Source organism: Cellulosimicrobium sp. NPDC057862 (assembly GCF_042797035.1).
Taxonomy (GTDB): Bacteria; Actinomycetota; Actinomycetes; order Actinomycetales; family Cellulomonadaceae; genus Cellulosimicrobium.
In genome coordinates this window covers 110,360-131,116 of sequence record NZ_JBHVMH010000005.1, presented here as the reverse complement: position 1 = coordinate 131,116, position 20,757 = coordinate 110,360, and the positions used below count along the sequence as shown (strand labels likewise).

Sequence of the window (20,757 nt, the reverse complement as noted above, 5' to 3'; positions counted from 1 at the left end):
CGGTCGGGGGAGCCGCGCGTCGGTGCGCCGCTCCCCCGACCGCCGGGCCGTCGACTCGGCCCGGCACGTACCCTCCCGGAGGACCACCAACCGTGGGTGACTACCTGTCGCAGACCTGGGCGCTCGCCCGGGAGTACGACGTGCTCGGCGCGTTCTGGGTGAACATCCAGCTGACGTTCTGGGCGGCGATCCTGTCGCTCGTGCTCGGCACGGCGCTCGCGCTCATGCGGATCTCCCCCGTGCCGAGCCTGCGCTGGGCGGGGACCGCGTACGTCAACGTGTTCCGCAACACGCCGCTGACGATCATCATGACGTTCATGGTGCTGGGCCTGTGGGGCCAGCTCAACGTCACGCTCGCCCCCGACTTCGCGGCGAACTTCTTCCGGCTCGCCGTCGTGGGCCTGGCGATCTACCACGCCGCGTTCGTGTGCGAGTCGATCCGGTCGGGCGTGAACACGGTGCCGATCGGCCAGGCGGAGGCGGCGCGGGCGATCGGCCTGTCCTTCCTGCCCGCGGCGCGGCTCATCATCCTGCCCCAGGCGTTCCGCGGCTCGATCGCGCCGCTCGGCAACACGCTCATCGCGCTGCTGAAGAACTCCACCGTCGCGGCGGCGGCGAGCGTGACGACCGAGACCTCGAGCCTCATGAAGACCATGATCGAGTTCAACTCGAACTACATCTACGGGATCTTCCTGACGTTCGCGATCGGCTACGTCATCCTCGTCATCCCCATCGGCCTGCTCACCACGTCCCTCTCCAACCGACTGGCGGTCCGCCGATGAGCACCCAGCAGTCCGTCCTCTTCGACGCCCCGGGTCCCCGTGCGCGCCGCGCGATCCTGCTGGGCAACATCGTCGGCGCGATCGTCGTCCTCGGGATCGCCGCGCTCGTGCTCGTGGCGCTCGGCAACAAGGGCCAGCTCGCCCCCGAGCTGTGGTCGTCGCTGTTCACCGCCGACGCGTGGCAGTACTACTTCATCCCCGGTCTGCAGAACACGCTGCGCGCCGCCGCGTTCGGCATCGTCGGCGCGCTCGCGTTCGGGCTCCTGTTCGGCACCGGCCGGCTGTCGCACCTGCGCGCGGTGCGGACCGTGTGCGGGATCGTCGTCGAGTTCTTCCGGGCCGTGCCCGTGCTGCTCATGATGATCTTCTTCTGGCTGCTCCTGGGCTTCAACAACGTCGACGACGCCCCGTTCCTCGCCGTGGTCTTCGCGCTCGTGCTCTACAACGGCTCCGTCATCGCCGAGCTCGTGCGCTCCGGCGTCGGGAACCTCCCGAAGGGCCAGGGCGAGGCCGGGCTCGCGATCGGGCTCACCCAGGGTCAGACGCTGCGCTCGGTCCAGCTCCCCCAGGCGCTCATCGCGATGCTCCCTGCGCTCGTCTCACAGCTCGTCGTCGTCCTCAAGGACTCCGCGCTCGGGCAGATCATCACGTACAACGAGCTCCTGCGGGCCGCGCAGCTCTACGGCGTCGGCAACGGCAACATCCTGCAGTCGCTGGTGCTCGCCGCGGTGATCTTCATCGTCATCAACTGGCTGCTGACCCTCGTGGCGCGCTGGCTCTCCCGCTTCCTCAGCGGCCGCACCGCGGGCGCGACGGCCGCCGGCCCGGGCATCGGCAACCCCACGGTCGTGGCGGGCGGGCCGACCGAGGACGCACCGGCGGTCTCCGTCACCCGTTGACGGCCTCAGTCGAGCGGAGTCTCAGCCGTCTCGGCGTCGAGCTCCCGCTGGACGATCTCGAACGCCAGCGACGGGCTGTAGCCCTTGCGGGCGAGCGCCCCGACGGTCCGGCGCACGCGCACGTCGCGGTCGAGGCCGCGCGTGCGCGCGAGGCGCGTGCGGGCGAGCTCGAGGGCCGCGTCGGCCTCGGAGTCGTCGTCGACCTGCTCGAGCGCGGCGGCGCCGACCTCGCCGTCGATGCCGCGCCGCCGCAGCTCGGTCGAGATCGCGCGGCGCGACAGCCCGCGCTCGGCGTGCCGGGTGCGGACGATCAACTCGGCGTACTGCGCGTCGTCGACGAGACCGACCTCCTCGAACCGGTCGAGGATCGGCAGCACGACGTGCTCGGGGTAGCCCTTGCGCGCGAGCGACTGCGCGAGCTCCGCGCGGCTCTTCGGCGCAGCCGTGAGGATGCGCAGCACCGTCTCGCGCGCGCGCTCGGCGAGGTCGGCGTCGCTGATCTCACCGCGCTCCACGAGCTCGTGCAGGGTCGGGCGCGGGCGCCGCCCGGCCTTGCGGCCGGGACGGCGCCCGTCGTCCTCCTCCGGCGGGTCGAAGGGCTCGACGCCCTCGTCCCCGTCCCGCTCCTCGATCAGAACGGCGACTTCTTCCCCTTGGCGGCCGCGGCCGGGGCCTTGGTCGCGGCGGGCGCGACCGGAGCGGCGTCGGCCGGGACCGTCACGCCCGCGGCCGGGTCGGCCGGAGCGTCGATCTTGGCCCCGACACCGAGCTTCTCCTTGATCTTCTTCTCCAGCTCGTTGGCGAGGTCCGGGTTGTCGCGCAGGAACGAGCGCGCGTTCTCCTTGCCCTGACCGAGCTGGTCGCCGCCGTAGGTGAACCACGACCCGGACTTGCGCACGAACCCGTGCTCCACGCCCATGTCGATGAGGCCACCCTCGCGGGAGATGCCGACGCCGTAGAGGATGTCGAACTCGGCCTGCTTGAAGGGCGGGGCCATCTTGTTCTTGACGACCTTGACGCGGGTCCGGTTGCCGACCGCGTCGGTGCCCTCCTTGAGGGTCTCGATGCGACGGATGTCCAGGCGGACGGAGGCGTAGAACTTCAGCGCCTTGCCACCGGTCGTCGTCTCGGGCGAGCCGAAGAACACGCCGATCTTCTCGCGGAGCTGGTTGATGAAGATCGCGGTGGTCCCGGACGCGCTGAGCGCGCCCGTGATCTTGCGCAGCGCCTGCGACATGAGGCGGGCCTGGAGACCGACGTGGCTGTCGCCCATCTCGCCCTCGATCTCCGCCTTGGGCACGAGGGCCGCGACGGAGTCGATGACGATGATGTCGAGCGCGCCGGAGCGGATGAGCATGTCCGTGATCTCGAGCGCCTGCTCACCGGTGTCCGGCTGGGAGACCAGGAGCGCGTCCGTGTCCACGCCGAGCTTCTTGGCGTACTCCGGGTCGAGGGCGTGCTCGGCGTCGATGAACGCGGCGATGCCGCCCGCACGCTGCGCGCTCGCGACGGCGTGCAGCGCGACGGTCGTCTTGCCGGAGGACTCCGGGCCGTACACCTCGATGACGCGCCCGCGCGGCAGGCCGCCGATGCCGAGCGCGATGTCGAGCGCGATGGAACCCGTGGGGATGACCTCGACGGGTGCGCGGCCCTCCTCGCCGAGGCGCATCACGGAGCCCTTGCCGAAGCTCCGGTCGATCTGGGCGAGGGCTGCCTCGAGCGCCTTCTCGCGGTCTGCGGGTGCGGGCATGTCAGTCCACCTTCGGTTCGACGTTCATCTGTTCGTTGTGGCCCGACGCTACGGGCAGCCACCGACACGCGGCTCCGGCGACCCCTCGAGCCTGTGGATCGTCGTGCCGGACCAGCGTCCTGGGCCCGCCGCGGCGGGCCCTGTGCACAACTCTAGCCGAACACGTGTTCGATCCCGGAACGCGCCTCGGCGTGTCCGGCCCGCGCCCCTCACGCGTCGTCGGACGACGACCACGACTCCCCCGGGCGCAGGACCACGACGCGCGTCCCGGGAGCCTCGCGCTGCACGGCCGCCTCGAACGCCGCCCCCGCGTGGTCCATCCAGCCGCGCGGGACGTGCCGCCCGCCCGGCGCGTGGAGGGTGCCCCAGTGCACGGGGATCGCGACGCCCACGCCCACCTCGGCGCACACGCGCGCCGCCTGCGCGGGCCCGAGGTGCCCGCCCGAGAGCCGGGGGCCCCAGCCGCCGACGGGCACGAGCGCGACGTCCACCGGCCCGCCCGCGAGCGCCGGCAGGTGGACCATGTCCGGGTAGTGCTCGGTGTCCCCGACCGCCCACGCCCGCACCCCGCCCGGGCCGTCCGCGCGCACGAGGTGCCCGTTCGCCGCGTTGGGCCGGTGCGGCATCGGCCGGTGCCCGTGCACCGCCGTCACGAGGCGCACCTCGACCCCCGCCACGTCCGGCCCGACCGCGTGCCACGCGTCGTCGAGACCCACCCCGCGCAGACCCTTGGCACGCAGCCACCGCGCGTTCGCCGGGGCCGTGAGCACGGGCACGTCGCCGAGGAGACGCAGCGAGCGCAGCTCGGCGTGGTCGTGGTGCAGGTGGGACACCAGGACGGCGTCGCTGTCCTGCCACACCGCGGCCGGCCGCTCCCCGCGCCGCCGCAGCATCCCCGCGTGCCGGTGCAGGAGCGGGTCGGTGACGAGGCGGACGGCCGGCGCCCCCGCGCGTCCGGACCGCACGTCGAGGACGACGCTCGAGTGCCCGAGCCACGTCACCCGCACGCTCACGAGCCGTTCCCCCGCACCGGTGCTCCCTCGGCGGGGACGGGCGGTCGCACGCCGAGGTCGGCGAGCCACGCGACGAGCCGGCGGTGCACCGCCTCCGCGCCGACGAGCATCGGCGTCCCGTCCACGTCCTCGAGCTCGTCGTCGGGCAGCCCGAGGTGCGCGGGGTGCAGCAGGACGGCCTCGTTCTGGGCCCCGCCGAGGCCGCCGTGCGACCCGACCAGCCCCTCGAACGCGTGCACCATCCCGACCTCGTCCACGCGCGAGACGAGCATGAGGTCGCCCGCGTCCTCCAGCCCCGCCACGCGCAGCAGGTCCGCCGCGGCGCGCGACCCGTAGCCCGCGAGCGGGTCCTCCCCCACGACCTCCCCGGTCCGCAGGTCGCGCGAGCCGCCGCGGCCGTGCGCCCGCACCTCGCCGCCCGCCCCGCGCTCGACCACGACACCGACGGCAGGGTTCGCGACGAGACCCGGGAGCAGCCCCGGCCACCGCTCGCGCACCTCGGTGCCCGTGAGCCGGCGCGGCTCGCGCGGGAACCAGACCATGCCCAGGTTGCCCGACCCCACGACCGCGACCTCCGGGAGCTCGGGCAGCGCGGCGTCCTCGGCGCCAGGACGTCGCTCGCTCCGGTCCGGGCCGACCATCATCCGACCCGGACGTGCGGCGTCCTCGCCCGACGCTCCCGGCCGCAGGGCGTTGAGGGCGGTGTTGGCGGGGCCCCACGACTCGCTGTCGGGCGAGGTGGCCCGACGGCGCCCCTCGGCCCGGGCGTCTCCCTCGCCGTGGCCGACCCCGGCGTGCGGGCCCGGCTCGAGCGCCATGAGGCGCCGGACCTCGTCGAGGAAGGACCGGCCCTCGACCTGCTCGAACGTGGAGCCGAGCGACTGCCCGTGGTCGGACAGCACGACGACGTCGTAGCGGCGGGGCGCGACGGCGGCGACCTGCTCCCAGAGCCCGACGACCCGGTCGAGTCCCTCCAGCGCGCGCAGCGACTCGGGGCGCAGCGGTCCGGCGTGGTGGGCGATCTCGTCGTAGTCGACGAGGTCGACGCACACCACCGGCGCCCCGCGCACGAGCTGCTCCGCGACGAGCGTCGTGTTGAGGTCGCGCAGCACGACGTTGGTCACCGCGCGCAGCACCGGGTACCACCCGAGGCGCGACACCCGGGGCTCGACGCCCCGCACGGCCTGCTGCCAGCCCTGGTAGAGCTCCTTGAGGAGCTCGCCGAGCGCGACGACGACCGCACGCACGAGCACGAACGGGCTCGCGAAGAAGTGCACGAACATCTGGCCGGGCCCGAGCCCCTCGCGCGCCCGGCTCATGACGAGCAGGCTCGTCGCCGCGTCTCCGGAGAACATGGTCGAGACGGCGACTCCCCCGCCCGCGAGGAGCCCGGAACCGTCGCTCGTCCGTGCCTCGACGGCCGCCGCGTCGGCGGGGCGGTTCGTCACGACGAGCCGGCCGAGCGCGCGCGACCACCAGCGGAACGCGGGCACGTGCTCCGTCGAGCCGTGCAGGAGACCGATCGTGGAGGCGGGCGTCGTCGCGGGCACGCGCGCCCACCACGTCGTGAGGTGGTGGCTCCCGCTGCCCAGCCAGCGCGCGAGCGTCGGGGCGAGGCCGGCCTGGAGCGCGTAGTCGAGCGTGGGGCGCGCGACGCCGTCGAGCAGGACGACGAGCAGGCCCGCCGGGCGCTCGGCCGCGCCCGCCGTCCTCGCGTCGCGTCGCGGCACGCCGGCCTGCCGGCGCGCCCGCCGGAGCAGGTCGCCGAGGACGTACTCGTTGTCGCTCGCCCCGACCACCCAGCGTCCGAGCGCCATGAGGACAGCCGCGAGCACGAGCACCGCGAGCACGTCCACCCACGAGCCGCTCCGGAACCCCGGCAGGTACGTGAGCGACGCCCACGCGACCGCGAGCTGTGCCACCACTCCGGACACGAGCGCGCCGACCACGCCGAACCGGTGCGCGAGCCGCCGGAGCACGGGGCGCAGGAGCACGTCGCCCAGCCCGACCGCGAGCGCCGCGAGGACGAGCGACCACGGGTTGGTGACCTCGACCCCGGGGACGAACCAGATCGCGAGCCCCAGGCCGACGGTCGTCGAGACGAGCGACCAGACCGCTCCGCGCACGTCGGCCGCGGTCACGCGGACCCTGGCACGGCCTCGGGCGGGAGCGCTCATGCGGCCATCATCGCGGCGCGCGGCCCGTCGCGCCCCTCGGCCGCCCCGGTCGGCCGCCGCGGGCCCGGTCAGCGGCGCGGCGGGGCCTGGCGGTGGTCGTCCTGGCCCCAGCGCCGCGCGTCGGGCACGTCGAGCGCGTCGCACAGGGCGTGCCAGACGACGCGTGGCTCGACACCGTCCTCGAGCGCCTGGGCGGCGGTCCGGTCGTCGAGCACGGACAGCACCTGCTCGCGGACGTAGGCGCGTCCCAGGGACGCGCCGAACACCTCGTCGACCAGCTCGGAGAACTCGCGGTAGCGCACGGGACCAGCCTCCCACGGACGGACGGACGGACGTCCCGTCCCCCTCCTGCCGGCCGACCGCCGCCCTCTCGCGGGCGGGCCGCCGGTCCGCCGTCACGCGGCGCGTGTGGGTGGGCACGACGACAATGGCCGGGTGACCGTGGATCCGCTCGCGCGCTTCGCCGCGCCCACGCGCGCCTGGTTCTCGGGTGCGTTCGACGCCCCGACCGCCGCGCAGGCGGGGGCGTGGGACGCGGTGTCGAGCGACCGGCACGCGCTCGTCGTCGCCCCGACCGGCTCGGGCAAGACGCTCGCGGCGTTCCTGTGGTCGCTCGACCGGATCATGGCCGCACCGGCGTCCGGCGAGGAGCTCGCGCGCGGGCAGCGCTGCCGCGTCGTGTACGTCTCTCCGCTCAAGGCGCTCGCGGCGGACGTCGAGCGCAACCTGCGCTCCCCGCTCGCGGGCATCCGCCAGGCCGCGGGGCGTCTGGGGCTCGACGTGCCGGACGTCGTCGTCGGCACCCGCACGGGCGACACGCCCACGAGCGAGCGCCGCCGCCTCGCGACGCACCCGCCGGACATCCTCATCACGACGCCCGAGTCGCTGTTCCTCGTGCTGACCTCGCAGGCGCGCGCGGGGCTCGCGGGCGTCGAGACCGTGATCGTCGACGAGATCCACGCCGTGGCAGGGACCAAGCGCGGCGCGCACCTCGCGGTGTCGCTCGAACGTCTCGACGCCTTCCTCGAGGCGCAGGACCGTCCGCCCGCGCAGCGCATCGGGCTCTCGGCGACGGTCCGCCCCGTCGAGGCCGTCGCGACGTTCCTCGGCGGCCACCGGCCGGAGGCGGAGGCGGGTCGCGAGGTGGTCGTCGTGCAGCCGCCCGCGAGCAAGCGCATCGAGGTCGACGTCGTGGTGCCCGTCCCCGACCTCGCGGACCTCGGCACGGCGGCCCTGGTGCCCGACGCCGGTGCGCGCCCTGGGACGAGCGGGCCCGGGGGGCGTGGCGCGGCGTCCGGAGCGACGACCGCGGGCGGGCTGCCGCCCCTGCCGCCGGGCGAACGGGACCTCTCCGGGCCCGCGACGTCCCGCCCGACCGGGGCGCCGGAGGTTCGGCCACCCCGCCCGTCGGTCTGGCCGCACGTCGAGGAGCGCGTCGTCGACCTGGTCGCCGACCACCGCTCGACCCTCGTGTTCACGAACTCGCGCCGCGGGGCCGAGCGGCTCACGGCGCGCATGAACGAGGTCTGGGCGGAGCGCCAGGGCGAGGACGTCCTCGACCCGGGCACGATCACCGCCGCGCAGGTGCAGGCGCAGTCGGGCGCGAGCTCCGGCGTCGAGCCCGTCATCGCGCGCGCCCACCACGGGTCCATGAGCCGCGCGGAGCGCACGCGCACGGAGACCGAGCTCAAGGACGGACGGCTGCCCGCTGTCGTCGCGACGTCGAGCCTCGAGCTCGGCATCGACATGGGCGCGGTCGACCTCGTGGTGCAGGTCGGCGCCCCGCCGTCGGTCGCCTCCGGGCTCCAGCGCATCGGGCGCGCGGGGCACCAGGTGGGCGCCGTGTCGCACGGCGTCGTGTTCCCGACGCACCGGGGCGACCTCGTGCCCTCCGCGGTCGTCGCCGAGCGCATGCGGACGGGCGGCATCGAGGAGCTCCACGTGCTCGCGAACCCCCTCGACGTGCTCGCGCAGCAGGTCGTGGCCATGGTGGCGGTCGACGGGTGGACGGTCGCCGAGCTCGCGACCGTCGTGCGGCGCAGCGCGCCCTACGCCCACCTCGGGGACGCGTCGCTGCACGCGGTGCTGGACATGCTCGCCGGGCGCTACCCGAGCGAGGACTTCGGCGAGCTGCGCGCGCGCATCGTGTGGGACCGCGCGTCGGGCCGGCTCACGGGACGCCCGGGCGCGCTGCGGCTCGCCGCGACGAGCGGCGGGACCATCCCCGACCGCGGTATGTACGGCGTCTTCCTCGCCACGGACGCCGCGACCGGAGGTGTGGCGGGCGATCCTGACACGGCGGGCGGGCGTGCCCCGCGCGGCGGCAAGCGCGTCGGCGAGCTCGACGAGGAGATGGTGTACGAGTCGCGCGTCGGCGACACGTTCACGCTCGGGTCGAGCACGTGGCGCATCGAGGACATCACGCCGGACCGCGTGCTGGTCACGCCGGCGCCGGGCATCCCCGGGCGCCTGCCCTTCTGGAAGGGCGACTCCCCCGGGCGGCCCGCCGAGCTCGGCCGGGCGCTCGGCGCCTGGGTGCGCGAGACCGACACGCTCGCGGCGGACGACCACGACGCCGCGGCCGACCGGCTGCGCACCGCCGGGCTCGACGCGTGGGCGAGCGACAACCTGCTCGCGTACCTCCGTGAGCAGCGCGACGCGACCGGGCGCGTGCCCGACGACCGGACGGTCGTCGTCGAGCGGTTCCGCGACGAGCTCGGCGACTGGCGCGTCGTCGTGCACTCACCGTACGGGGCCAAGGTCCACGCGCCGTGGGCGCTCGTGCTCGCCGCGCGGCTGCGCGAGCGGTACGGGGTCGACGCCGCGGCGATGCACGCGGACGACGGGATCGTCCTGCGCCTGCCGGACACCGGCGACTCGTGGCTGGAGGGGTCGAGCGACGGGACGGGAGGGCTCGGCGGCGAGGCGCCCGTCGTCCCGGTGGAGGACCTGCTACTCGACCCCGACGAGGTGCTCGACGCGGTGCGCGACGAGCTCGGCGGGTCGGTCATGTTCGCCTCGCGGTTCCGCGAGGCGGCGGCCCGCGCGCTCCTGCTCCCCCGTCGTCGCCCGGACCGCCGCCAGCCGCTGTGGCAGCAGCGCCAGCGCTCGGCGCAGCTCCTGTCGGTCGCGTCGCAGTACCCCGAGTTCCCCATCGTGCTGGAGGCCGCGCGCGAGTGCCTGCAGGACGACTTCGACGTCGCGGCGCTCACCGACCTCATGCGCGACCTCGCGGCGGGGCGCGTGCGCCTCGTCGAGGTCACGACGCCCACGCCCTCGCCCTTCGCGCAGTCCCTCCTCTTCGGGTACACCGCGCAGTTCCTCTACGACGGTGACGCCCCGCTCGCCGAGCGTCGGGCGGCGGCGCTGTCCCTCGACCCGACGCTCCTCGCCGAGCTGCTGGGCGGGGACGGCGTCGCGGCCCAGCTCGCGGACCTGCTCGACCCTGCGCAGATCGAGCGCACCGAGGCCGAGCTCGGCGCGCTCGCGCCGGAGCGCCAGGCCCGCCACGCCGAGGACGTCTGGGACGTGCTGCGCCGGCTCGGGCCGCTCACCGGCGCGGAGCTCGCGGCCCGGACGCGCGAGGACGTGCGCGACGACGCCGAGGGCTGGCTCCGCGAGCTCGAGGCGACCCGCCGCGTCATCCAGGTACGGCTCGCGGGGGTCTCCCCCGAGCGAGCGACGCAGTGGGCCGTCGTCGAGGACGCCGGCCGCCTGCGCGACGCGCTCGGCGTCGCGCTGCCCGTCGGCATCCCCGAGGTGTTCACCGAGCCCGTCCCCGACCCGCTGGGCGACCTCGTGCGCCGCCACGCGCGCACGCACGGCCCGTTCACCGCCGCCGACCTCGCCGCACGCCTCGGCCTCGGCGTCGCCGTCGTGGCGCAGACGCTCGAACGGCTCGAGGCGGCACGCCTCGTCGTCCGGGGGCGCCTGCGGCCCGAGTCGATCGGCGGCACCGGGGACGACTGGTGCGATGCGGAGGTGCTGCGCGTGCTGCGGCGCCGCTCGCTCGCGGCGCTGCGCGCGGAGGTCGAGCCGGTCCCCGCGGAGACCCTGGGCGTCTTCCTGCCGCGGTGGCAGGGGCTCGGGGCGCTGCGCGGGACCGACGGCCTGCTGCGCGTCGTCGAGCAGCTCTCGGGAGCGGCCGTGCCCGCGTCGGCGCTCGAGACGCTCGTCCTGCCGTCCCGTGTCACCGACTACACCCCGACGATGCTCGACGAGCTGACGACGACCGGAGAGGTCGTCTGGTGCGGCCATGCGGCCCTACCAGGGTCCGGGGGCGGCGACGGGCTCGTCAGCCTGCACCTCGCGGAGTGGGCGCCGCTCACGCTCCCGGACCCCGGGCCGGCTCCCGAGGCAGGGCTGCACGCGACCCTCCTCGACCTGCTCGACGGCTCGGGCGGGTACTTCCTCCCGCGGCTCGCGGAGCGGGCGGGCGCGGACGTCGGTCCGACGCTCGAGGCGTTGTGGGACCTCGTGTGGTCCGGCCACGTGACGAACGACGGCCTGGGGTCGCTGCGCGCCCGGCTCGGCGCCGGGGGCGGCGCGCACCGCGCGCCCCGCGCGCCGGCCCGTGCCCGTCCGGTCGGGCGCGGGCGGTTCGCCGGGCTGCGTCCTCCGGTCTCCGCCGACACCACCCTGCGCGGGGGCGCCGGCCGCTGGTCGGCGCTGCCCGCACGCGAGGGCGACCCGACCCGCCGTGCGCACGCGCTCGCGCGCGTCCTGCTCGACCGGCACGGCGTGCTGACGCGCGCCGTCGCGCCGGCCGAGGGCGTGGCGGGATCGTTCCGCGCCGTGTACCGGGTGCTCAGCGAGCTGGAGGCGACCGGGGCCGCGCGGCGCGGGTACTTCGTCGAGCACCTCGGCGGCTCTCAGTTCGCCCTCCCGGGCGCCGTCGACCAGCTCCGGACCGACGGGCAGGACCGCGAGCGCGCGATCGAGGCGTCCGCGGCCCGCGGCCTGCGTCGTGCCCCCGGTCACGGTCTCGCCACGGCGCCCGGCGACCCGATGCTCGACGACGCCGTGCTCGACGGCCCGGTGCTCGGCGGCACCGGGTCCGGGCGCGGCGGTCCTCGCCCGGGAGCCGTCCTCCTCGCCGCGACCGACCCCGCCAACCCCTACGGCGCCGCTCTGCCGTGGCCGGCACGACCGGCCGCCGTCGGGCCGGGTGCTGTGCCCACCACGACCGTCGCGTCGCAGGCCGGCGGCGGTGCCGTGCCGTCGGACCGCGCGACGACCGGTGCCGACACGTCGCGCGGGCACCGCCCCGGGCGCAAGGCCGGGGCCGTCGTCGTGCTGAGCGACGGCGACCTCGCGCTGTACGTCGAGCGCGGTGGCAGGTCCGTCCTGTCGTTCGTCGACGGCCCGCGGCTCGCGGAGGCCAGCGCCGAGCTCGTCCGGGCGGTCCGCGCGGGGAGGCTCGGCAAGGTCGTCGTGCAGCGGGTGGACGGCGTCGAGGCGCTGGCCGGTGCGGGCACGACGGCCACACCCGCGGACGACGCGGTGCGCGCCCTCCTCGATGCCGGGTTCCGCGCGACGCCGCGCGGGCTGCGGGCGGCCTGAGGTGACGGCGGAGGGCACGGGACGCGCGCGCCGCCGTCCCCTCGCGACCACCCGGGGGTGCGGCCGTGCCCGAGGGTGACATCCTGCGCCTCGTGTCCGCGCGGCTCGACGAGGCCCTCGCCGGCCGGGTCCTCGTGCGAGCGGAGCTGCGCTGGCCGAGCGCCGCCGAGGTCGTCCTGACCGGCCGGACGGTCGTCGAGAACGTGGCGTACGGCAAGCACCTCTTCACGCGCCTCGACGACGGCCGGTCGCTGCACACCCACCTGCGCATGGAGGGGTCGTGGCGCATCGCGCGCACGGGTGCGCGGGACGCGCGCGGAGCCGAGCCGAACGTCCGCGTGGTGCTCGCGAACGAGTGGTGGACGGCGGTCGGGAACCGGATCGGCATGCTGCACGTGCTGCGCACCGCGGACGAGCCGGTGATCGTCGGGCCCCTCGGACCCGACGTGCTCGGCGACGACTTCCCGGAGACCGGCCTGCCCGAGGCGGTCGCGCGCATGCGGGCCGACGACGCGGCAGGCGGGAGCGGGCCCCGGCACCGGCCGGAGCGGGCCGCGACCGGCGTCCCCGTCGCGGAGGCTCTCCTCGACCAGCACCTCGTCGCAGGGATCGGCACGATCTACACGGCCGAGTCGCTCTTCGCCGAGCGCACCTACCCGTGGACGCCCGTGCGCGACGTCGAGGACCTCGAAGGACTCCTCCTGACGGCCCGCGCGCTCATGCAGCGCACCGTGCGGCACGGGTTCGACCCCCGCGCCGGCGTCGTGCGCCACGTGCACGGGCGCACACGAAAGGCGTGCCACGTGTGCGGCACGCCTGTCGTCGAAGGCACGGCGAACGAGCCGCCGTACGACCGTCCGATCTTCTGGTGTCCCTCGTGCCAGGCGCCGCCCGCGAACCGGTGACCGCGGCGTCGCTGCCCCAGCACCTGCTCCCGGGCGACCCGGTGTGGACCGTCAGCCGACGGGCTGCAGGTCCTCTCGTCGTGCCGTGCCCTCGGGGTTCTGCCGTCCGAGCACCGCGGTCGCGAAGTCGGCCGGGATGGTGTCCGGGATGAGCAGACCCTCGGCGACGGCGACCCGGTCGCTGACCTCGCGCAGCACCAACGACATCGGGATGTCCAGCGCCTCGCAGATCGAGCCGAGGAGCTCCGACGACGCTTCCTTCTGACCGCGCTCGACCTCGCTGAGGTAGCCCAGCGAGACCCGTGCGGCGGAGGACACCTCTCGCAGGGTGCGCCCCTGTCGCTGGCGAGCGTCTCGCAGCACGTCCCCGATCTCTCGTCGAAGAACAATCATCTGGCGACCCCCTTCCGTGTCCCGTGCGCCCCCGGGTGCCGGTGAGGCCCCCACCTGGGTGCGCGAACTGCTCGTGCCGGTCTTCCTGTTCACTGCCCCGCGTGACGGGGTCGTCCTACCGTACCCCGCCCGCGGTCCGCTCACGTCTCCGGTGCGGCGTGCCGGACCGGCCGTCGGCGCGTTGTCCGTGCGGCCCACCGGTCGGTTGACGGTCCTGTTGGCGATCACGTGCTGTGCAACGTCCCGACGTGGGGCCTTGTTCCCGCGCCTGCGGGCCCGGCGAAGCCCCCGCGGCACGTTCACGACCTCTCCACGCGCCGCTCCGGAGACGGCGGCCGCCCGTCGCGGGCGACCGCGGATCACCCGCCGATTTCACCCGGCCTGCCGTCGTCCCCGGCGGGTCCGTCGACCATCGCGCGGGCGAGGTCGATCGCCGCCACGACCGTCCCGGCGCGGACGGCCGCGCGCTCGCCGGCGAGGTGCAGCCGCCGCACGCGCGTCCCTCGCGGACCGCTCGCCGCGACGAACACCGTGCCCGGTGGCCGGCCGTCCTGCGGGTCCGGTCCGGCGACGCCCGTGGTCGCGACCCCGACGTCCGCCCCGAGCACCTCCCGCACCCGCTCCGCCATCTGGCGCGCGACGTCCGGGTGGACGGCCCCATGGGCCGCGAGGAGGTCGCCGTCGACCCCGAGCACCGATCGCTTGACGTCCGTCGCGTAGGCGACGACCGCGCCCCGGAGCACGCGCGAGGCCCCGGGGACGTCGACGATCGTCGCGGAGAGGAGTCCCCCGGTGAGCGACTCGGCCGTCGCGAGCGTCCACCCCCGCGCCTCGAGCGTCGCGAGGAGGCCGACGACGTCCGGTCGCGCGGGCGAGCTCTCCGCCCCCTCGGCGTCGCGCCCCGCGCCGGTCACGACGCCGACGCGCCGTCCGGTGCCGCGCCGCGCTCGGCGAGGCGGGCCGCGCGGATCGCGTCGCGCCGCAGCCGCCAGCCCTGGAAGGCGTACTCGAGCCCCGTCACGACCGTGACGAGGATCGCCGCGGCGAGCACGACCCAGGCGACGACGCCGATCCACGCCGGCAGGTGCGACAGGGGCAGCAGGAAGAGCGTGATCGCGACGGTCTGGAGCACCGTCTTGAGCTTGCCGCCGCGCGACGCGGGCATGACCGCGTACTTGAGGACCGCGAACCGCAGGAGCGTGACGCCGAGCTCGCGCGCGAGCACGACCACGGGCACCCACCACGGCAGCTCGCCGAGCGGCCACGCGAGCAGGACGAGCGCGGTGCCGACGAGCAGCTTGTCCGCGATCGGGTCCAGGAGCTTGCCGAGGTCCGTGACGAGGTCGTACTTGCGCGCCAGGTAGCCGTCGAGCCGGTCCGACGTCGCGGCCAGCACGAAGATGCCCGTCGCGACGAGCCGCCAGGTGACGGACTCCCCACCGTCGACGAGGAGCGCCCACGCGAAGAACGGGACGAGCAGGATCCTCGCCATGGTGACGAGGTTCGCGGAGTTCCACGGCGAGGGGACGGCGGTGACCACGTGACCAGCCTAGGGGGTCCTCAGGGGTGCCCGGACCGTCGTCCGCCGCCGCGACCGCCCACCCCCAGCCGGCTCGGCCGGGACCCGGTGCCCGCTCAGCGCCAGCCCGACTCCACGTCCGCACCGTCGTGGTAGTCCGTCGCGACCGGCGGCATGTGCCCCTCGGTGCCCTCGCCGTAGTCGTGCCCCGCGCCGCCACCCGGCGCCGCGGCGGGCGCGGGCGCCTGGCCGTCGAAGACGTCCTGCGCCGGCTCGCCACGGATCAGCGCGAGCGCCGACGGCAGTTCCTCGGGCGTCACGAGCACCTCGCGTGCCTTGGACCCCTCGGACGGGCCGACGATCTCGCGTGACTCGAGGAGGTCCATGAGGCGACCCGCCTTGGCGAACCCGACGCGCAGCTTGCGCTGGAGCATCGAGGTCGAGCCGAACTGCGAGGTCACGACGAGCTCCGTCGCCTGGAGGAGCAGGTCGAGGTCGTCGCCGATGTCCTCGTCGACCTGCTTCTTCGCCGCGGTCTGCGTGACGTCCTCGCGGTAGACCGGCTTGAGCTGGCCCTTGACGTGCTCGACGACCGAGTGCACCTCGGACTCGGAGACCCACGCGCCCTGGACGCGCATGGGCTTCGCGGCGCCCATCGGGAGGAACAGGGCGTCACCCTGGCCGATGAGCTTCTCGGCGCCCGGCTGGTCGAGCACGACGCGCGAGTCCGCGAGCGAGGAGGTCGCGAACGCGAGCCGCGACGGCACGTTGGCCTTGATGAGGCCGGTGACGACGTCGACCGACGGCCGCTGCGTCGCGAGCACGAGGTGGATGCCCGCGGCGCGCGCGAGCTGCGTGATGCGCTGGATCGACGCCTCGACGTCGCGCGGGGCGACCATCATGAGGTCCGCGAGCTCGTCGACGACCACGAGGAGGTACGGGTACGGCGCGATCTTGCGCTCCGATCCCGGCAGCGGCTTGACCTTGCCCGAGCGCACGGCGGCGTTGAAGTCGTCGATGTGCTTGTACCCGAACGCGGCGAGGTCGTCGTACCGGGCGTCCATCTCCCGCACGACCCAGTCGAGGGCCTCGGCGGCCTTCTTCGGGTTGGTGATGATGGGCGTGATGAGGTGCGGGATGCCCTCGTAGATCGTCAGCTCGACGCGCTTGGGGTCCACGAGCACCAGACGCACCTGCTCGGGGGTCGAGCGCATGAGGATCGACGTGATCATCGAGTTGATGAAGCTCGACTTGCCGGCGCCCGTCGCGCCCGCGACGAGGATGTGCGGCATCTTGGCGAGGTTCGCGACGACGTACCCGCCCTCGACGTCCTTGCCCACGCCCATGACCATGGGGTGCTCGGTCCGGCGCGCCGCCGACGAGCGGAGCACGTCGCCGAGCACGACCGTCTCGCGGTCGGTGTTGGGGATCTCGATGCCGATCGCCGACTTCCCGGGGATCGGCGCGAGGATGCGCACGTCCGCGCTCGCGACCGCGTAGGCGATGTTGTTCGAGAGCGACGTGATGCGCTCGACCTTGACCTTGGGGCCGACCTCGACCTCGTAGCGCGTGACCGTCGGGCCGCGCGTGAAGCCGGTGACCTTCGCGTCGACCTCGAACTGCTCGAACGTCTGGGTCAGCGCCTCGACGACGCGGTCGTTCGCGGCGGAGCGCACCTTGTGCGGCGCGCCCTTGACGAGGGAGTCCTCGTTGGGCAGGAGGTAGACGGTGTCGCCCTCGAGCATCGGCTGCACACCGCGCGGCACGGGGCTGCTGGGCGGGGGCGGCGGCACGCTGCCCGCGCCGTCGCCGGGGGCGGGCGCGACGGCGCCCATCGCGGCGGCCGCGGTGTCCTGCGCGGCGCCCTGCCCGACGGCGGGCACCGCCTCGGTCGGTGCGGTGCCGGGCGCCGGGTCGTCGCCGCGGCGCTTCCTGCCCCGGCCACGAGGCGCGTCCTCCTCGTAGTCGAGGAACGCCGCCGTCTCGAACGCCTCGTCGCCCGAGAACCCGCCCTCGGGCTTCTCGATCTCGGCGGCCTCCGCCGCGCGCTGCGCCTTGGTCTTCCGGGGCTTGCGCGGGCGCCGTCCCGCCGGCACGTCCGTGCCGTCATGGCGCGAGACACCCTCGGCGAGCGCGAGCCCGTCGGCGTCCAGCTCCTCGTCGTCCGCGCGGTGGTTGCCCGTGAGCACGTCGTAGAGGCCGCGCAGCCGGCTCGGGATCCGGTGCACCGGGGTCGCGGTGACGACGAGGAGCCCGAAGAAGCCGAGCAGCAGGAAGATGGGGACGGCGAACCAGGGCGTGAGCCCGGTGGTCACGGGCGTCGCGGCGAGGTAGCCGACGATGCCGCCCGCGTCCTGCACCGCCTCGAAGCCGTCGCGCGGCGCCGGGAGGTCCTCGGAGATGTGCACGAGCGAGCACACCGACACGACGATGAGGGTGAGCCCGATGGCGACGCGCGAGTTCGCCTGGGCGCGCTCGGGATGCCGCATGATGCGCACGGCGAGCCAGAGCAGCAGGACGGGCACCGCGACGCCCGCGAGCCCGAAGGTGCCGGCGACGACGCCGTGGACGACCAGGCCGAAGGTGCCCTGGATGCCCCACCACTCGCGGGCCGCGACGACGACCGCAAGGGCGATGAGGAAGAACGCGACGCCGTCGCGCCGGTGTGCCGGGTCCAGCTCTCTCGCTCCCTTTCCGATGGTGCGCACAAGGGCCCCGAGGCCGTGCGCGGCGCCGAGCCAGACCGCCCGCACCGCGCGGACGGGCCACGGCGGCCCCGACGCCGGGCGCCGGGCGGGCCGGCGCGTCGCGGCGGAGGTAGACCGCCCTCGACCGGTACCGGCGCGCGACGTGCCGCGGGCCGAGGACGAACCGCCGCGCGCCGAGGTGCGGGGCGCTGGCGTGCGGTTGCTCGCGGTCCGACGTGCCTGCGGGGACGTGCGGGTCGCCATAGTGGTCCTAACCTACCTGCGGGGGACGACACGGACGCGGACCCGGCGGCGCGTGTCCCGGACGGGCTGGAGCAGCGCGGCCCACCGCCCCACGAGCGACGACCCTGATCGACGACCGGGAGCGACGAGGACCGGAGGAACCGTGCACGACCCGACGCACGTCGAGCGCAGCGACGCACCGAGCGGTGGACCGAGCGAACCACCGGCCGACCCGGACCCTGTCGCCCCGCCCGGGGCCACCACCGTGCCGCGAGAGCGCGACCTCGTCGAGGTGGTCCCCGGGGTCTGGGTCGCGACGGCGGAGATCTGGACGACGACGTCGACCGTCGTCACCGCTCCGGACGGCCAGGCGCTGGTCGTGGACCCGGCGGTGACAGTCGCCGAGGTCGAGGGGCTCGCCGCCGCGATCCGGGCGCGCGGCTGGCGCGTGACCGCCGGGTTCGCGACGCACCCGCACTGGGACCACGTGCTGTGGTCGCCCAGGCTCGGCGACGCGCCCCGCTGGGCGACCGCGCGCACCGCCGACGCGACGCAGCGGCGGCGGACCGCGGTCCTCGCGTCGACCGAGGCCGCCGCGCCCGGCCACGACCCCGCGCTCGTGGGCGCGCTGACCCCGCTCCCCCGCGGCGCACGCCGGGTCCCCTGGCCCGACGCCGCACCGACCGGCCCGAGGTCGGTGACCGTCGTCGAGCACGACGCCCACGCGCCGGGCCATGCCGCGCTCGTGGTGCGCACGCCGGACGGGAGCGTGCTCGTGGCGGGCGACATGCTCTCCGACGTCGAGGTACCGCTCGTCGACACCGACGCCCGCGACCCCGTCGCCGTCTACCGGGGTGCGCTCGACGCGCTCGAGCTCGCCGCGCGTGGCGTGGACGCGCTCGTCCCGGGCCACGGAAGCCCCGCCGTCGGCCGTGCCGCGGTCTCCGCGCGGTTCGCAGCCGACCGTGCGTACCTCGACGCGCTGGACGCCGCTCTCCGCGGCGGGGCCATGCCCGACGACCGTCGGCTCGCGGGCTACGTCGCCGAGTGGCACGACGCGCAGCTCGAGGCGCTGCGCGCGCGCTGAAGCCGCCCCGCCCCTCCCCCGGACGGTGCGCGCCGCGACCCGGCGCGCTGCCGACGCAGGCCGCCGGGCTCAGTCGTCGAGCCCGAGCTCCACGGATCGGGCGAGCGCCGCGTCGAGCGCCTGCTCGTCGGTGACCAGGCGGTGCAGGTGCCGTGCCGCGGCGTGCAGCGCGCCGAGGTCCGACCCATAGACGCTCACCATGCCGCCCTCGGGGTCGAACCCGACCGCGTCCAGGACGCTCGGCTCGTGGTCGGTCAGCGTGGCCCGGAGCGCGCCGGAGAAGTCGTACCCGGAGCCCTCGATGCCGTGCCGCTCGAGGGCGCCCTTGTGCTGGTGCCACTCCGGACCGCCGGGCGAGTAGATGATGCTCCACCCCTCCGCCTGGGTCACGAGGTGGACGGGGTCGAGCGGGGCGAAGTCCTCGGCGTTCGTCATGCGGGAACCGTAGCGGCGACCACCCACGACGCCGCGGCGGACCTCCGGGGACGCCGGCCGAGCCCGGGCCGTGCCGTCGTCACCCGAGGAAGAGCCCGATCGCGAGCGTCACGACGCCTGCCGCGAGGACCACGCCGCCGGCCGGGAGCAGCACGACGGCCCGGTTCGGCGCCTCGCGCCCCGCGCCCACGGCGGAGAGGAAGAACCCGGCGGGCAGCAGGATCGCGGCGACGAGCACCCCGGTGGCGGCGAGCCACCGCCAGAAGCCCGCGAGGTCGGTGGCCTCCGTGAGCAGCAGGCACACGAGCCCCAGGATGACGAGCACGCCCGCGTGCGCGTGCCCGGCGCGGAAGAAGGAGGTCTGGAAGCCCGTCGCCGGCACCCGCCGCGTGACGACCTTGACGAGGAACGCGCCGCCGGACTCGATGCCGACGACCGTGAGGAGGACGACGCCCGCGGTGATGCGGGCGGCGTCAGTGAGCTCGAGCACGGGACCTCCTGAGCTGGCGGGACACTCGGCGCACGGCACGCCGCGGGTTTACGAACACTGTTATAGAACAGCGTTCGCAAACCCGTGTCAAGCCCTCTAGACTCGTCGCGTGGCACGACCTCGACTGCACGACGACGCCCTCCGCGACCGCCTCCTCGACGTGGCGTCCCGAGCCATCTCCGAGCACGGCGAGGGTGCCGTGACGGTCCGCTCGGTGGCGACGGCCGCGGGGACGAGCCCGTCGGCCGTGTACGCGCTCTTCGGCAGCCGCGACGAGCTCGTGGCCGCCGTGTCGGCGGAGGGCTTCCGGCGGTTCGCGGCCCACCTGGCGGCCGTCGAGCGGACCGACGACCCGGGTGCCGACCTCGCCGCGCTCGGCAGCGCCTACCGGGCGTTCGCCCTCACGGACCCGCACTTCTACGCCGTGATGTTCGCGCGCGGCGTCCGGCCCGGCGCGGACCGCCCGCGTGCCGTCGAGGAGGCGACGTTCCTCGTGCTGCGCGACGCGGTCGCACGGCTCGTGCCGGACGCGACGGCCGCCGACGACGTCGCGCTCGGGCTGTGGGGACTCGTGCACGGCCTGGTATCGCTCGAGCTTGCCGGCCTCGTCCCCGGCGACGACACGGAGCGCGCCGCACGCTACGGCGCGACGCTCGCCGCCGTCGGTCCCGGGCTGGTCCGGCGCACCGGGACGTAGCGAGGCCGTCGGGTCCCGAGAGGTGGGTAGTTGGGGCGCGCCCGCCCCCCCCCCCCGGGGCCCCCACACCCACAACCCCCACCCACCCCCCACGCCGGCCCGGGCCGACCCCCCCCCC

17 protein-coding genes are annotated in these 20,757 nt (G+C 75.4%); 6 read left to right on the top strand and 11 right to left on the bottom strand.

All coding sequences use genetic code 11. The features are described 5' to 3' along the window. The first annotated feature begins 92 nt into the window (after positions 1-92). Both ACFVN3_RS09155 and ACFVN3_RS09150 read left to right on the top strand, forming a co-directional pair. Positions 93-782: an amino acid ABC transporter permease gene (locus ACFVN3_RS09155; RefSeq protein ID WP_047233748.1), complete on the top strand. Its 690-nt coding sequence runs from the start codon at positions 93-95 to the stop codon at positions 780-782. Next, positions 779-1,681 (top strand): amino acid ABC transporter permease, encoded by a 903-nt coding sequence (locus tag ACFVN3_RS09150; RefSeq protein WP_087471782.1) that lies wholly within the window; start codon positions 779-781, stop codon positions 1,679-1,681. The genes ACFVN3_RS09155 and ACFVN3_RS09150 overlap by 4 nt, the downstream gene beginning before the upstream one ends. A 5-nt stretch (positions 1,682-1,686) precedes the next feature. Here the strand turns inward: ACFVN3_RS09150 and ACFVN3_RS09145 are convergent, their stop codons facing one another. From ACFVN3_RS09145 to ACFVN3_RS09125, 5 genes are all read right to left on the bottom strand, one after another. Continuing rightward, positions 1,687-2,196: a regulatory protein RecX gene (locus ACFVN3_RS09145; RefSeq protein WP_378232478.1), complete on the bottom strand. Its 510-nt coding sequence runs from the start codon at positions 2,194-2,196 to the stop codon at positions 1,687-1,689. A gap of 116 nt (positions 2,197-2,312) precedes the next feature. Further along, positions 2,313-3,431 carry a recombinase RecA gene (gene recA / locus ACFVN3_RS09140; protein ID WP_378232477.1) on the bottom strand — a complete coding sequence of 373 codons (1,119 nt, stop codon included), beginning with the start codon at positions 3,429-3,431 and terminating at the stop codon, positions 2,313-2,315. 209 nt (positions 3,432-3,640) lie between these two features. Further along, the gene (locus ACFVN3_RS09135; protein ID WP_378232476.1) at positions 3,641-4,444 is read right to left on the bottom strand and encodes an MBL fold metallo-hydrolase; all 804 of its coding nucleotides are present in this window, start codon (positions 4,442-4,444) and stop codon (positions 3,641-3,643) included. Next, positions 4,441-6,621: an alkaline phosphatase family protein gene (locus ACFVN3_RS09130; RefSeq protein ID WP_378232474.1), complete on the bottom strand. Its 2,181-nt coding sequence runs from the start codon at positions 6,619-6,621 to the stop codon at positions 4,441-4,443. The genes ACFVN3_RS09135 and ACFVN3_RS09130 overlap by 4 nt, the downstream gene beginning before the upstream one ends. A gap of 68 nt (positions 6,622-6,689) precedes the next feature. Then, positions 6,690-6,923: a DUF3046 domain-containing protein gene (locus tag ACFVN3_RS09125; protein WP_378232473.1), complete on the bottom strand. Its 234-nt coding sequence runs from the start codon at positions 6,921-6,923 to the stop codon at positions 6,690-6,692. A gap of 133 nt (positions 6,924-7,056) precedes the next feature. On the opposite strand from ACFVN3_RS09125, the gene ACFVN3_RS09120 reads away from it, so the two are divergent. Continuing rightward, positions 7,057-12,183, top strand: a complete 5,127-nt coding sequence (locus ACFVN3_RS09120; RefSeq protein WP_378232472.1) for a DEAD/DEAH box helicase — start codon at positions 7,057-7,059, stop codon at positions 12,181-12,183. Positions 12,184-12,248: 65 nt separating this feature from the next. After that, positions 12,249-13,088: a DNA-formamidopyrimidine glycosylase family protein gene (locus ACFVN3_RS09115; protein WP_378232470.1), complete on the top strand. Its 840-nt coding sequence runs from the start codon at positions 12,249-12,251 to the stop codon at positions 13,086-13,088. Between the two features lie 51 nt (positions 13,089-13,139). Here ACFVN3_RS09115 and ACFVN3_RS09110 read toward each other — a convergent pair whose 3' ends face one another. The 4 genes from ACFVN3_RS09110 to ACFVN3_RS09095 form a co-directional block, all read right to left on the bottom strand. Then, entirely contained in the window at positions 13,140-13,481 is a 342-nt protein-coding gene (locus ACFVN3_RS09110; RefSeq protein ID WP_047234712.1) for a helix-turn-helix domain-containing protein, read from the bottom strand. Positions 13,482-13,840: 359 nt separating this feature from the next. After that, positions 13,841-14,395 (bottom strand): CinA family protein, encoded by a 555-nt coding sequence (locus ACFVN3_RS09105; RefSeq protein WP_378232469.1) that lies wholly within the window; start codon positions 14,393-14,395, stop codon positions 13,841-13,843. Then, entirely contained in the window at positions 14,392-15,021 is a 630-nt protein-coding gene (gene pgsA / locus ACFVN3_RS09100; RefSeq protein ID WP_378232468.1) for a CDP-diacylglycerol--glycerol-3-phosphate 3-phosphatidyltransferase, read from the bottom strand. The genes ACFVN3_RS09105 and pgsA overlap by 4 nt, the downstream gene beginning before the upstream one ends. Before the next feature lie 95 nt (positions 15,022-15,116). Next, positions 15,117-17,951: a DNA translocase FtsK 4TM domain-containing protein gene (locus ACFVN3_RS09095; protein WP_378232467.1), complete on the bottom strand. Its 2,835-nt coding sequence runs from the start codon at positions 17,949-17,951 to the stop codon at positions 15,117-15,119. A 142-nt stretch (positions 17,952-18,093) separates the two neighbouring features. Between ACFVN3_RS09095 and ACFVN3_RS09090 the strand changes: the two genes are divergently transcribed. Then, the gene (locus ACFVN3_RS09090) at positions 18,094-19,017 is read left to right on the top strand and encodes an MBL fold metallo-hydrolase (RefSeq protein WP_378232466.1); all 924 of its coding nucleotides are present in this window, start codon (positions 18,094-18,096) and stop codon (positions 19,015-19,017) included. 69 nt (positions 19,018-19,086) lie between these two features. Here the strand turns inward: ACFVN3_RS09090 and ACFVN3_RS09085 are convergent, their stop codons facing one another. Both ACFVN3_RS09085 and ACFVN3_RS09080 read right to left on the bottom strand, forming a co-directional pair. Beyond that, complete coding sequence (locus tag ACFVN3_RS09085) at positions 19,087-19,452, bottom strand: Imm51 family immunity protein (RefSeq protein WP_378232465.1); 366 nt, start codon at positions 19,450-19,452, stop codon at positions 19,087-19,089. A 79-nt stretch (positions 19,453-19,531) separates the two neighbouring features. Then, on the bottom strand, positions 19,532-19,942 hold the full coding sequence (locus ACFVN3_RS09080; protein ID WP_378232464.1) for a hypothetical protein: 411 nt from the start codon (positions 19,940-19,942) through the stop codon (positions 19,532-19,534). Positions 19,943-20,051: 109 nt separating this feature from the next. Between ACFVN3_RS09080 and ACFVN3_RS09075 the strand changes: the two genes are divergently transcribed. Then, positions 20,052-20,639 (top strand): TetR/AcrR family transcriptional regulator, encoded by a 588-nt coding sequence (locus ACFVN3_RS09075; protein WP_378232463.1) that lies wholly within the window; start codon positions 20,052-20,054, stop codon positions 20,637-20,639. Positions 20,640-20,757: the final 118 nt, after the last annotated feature.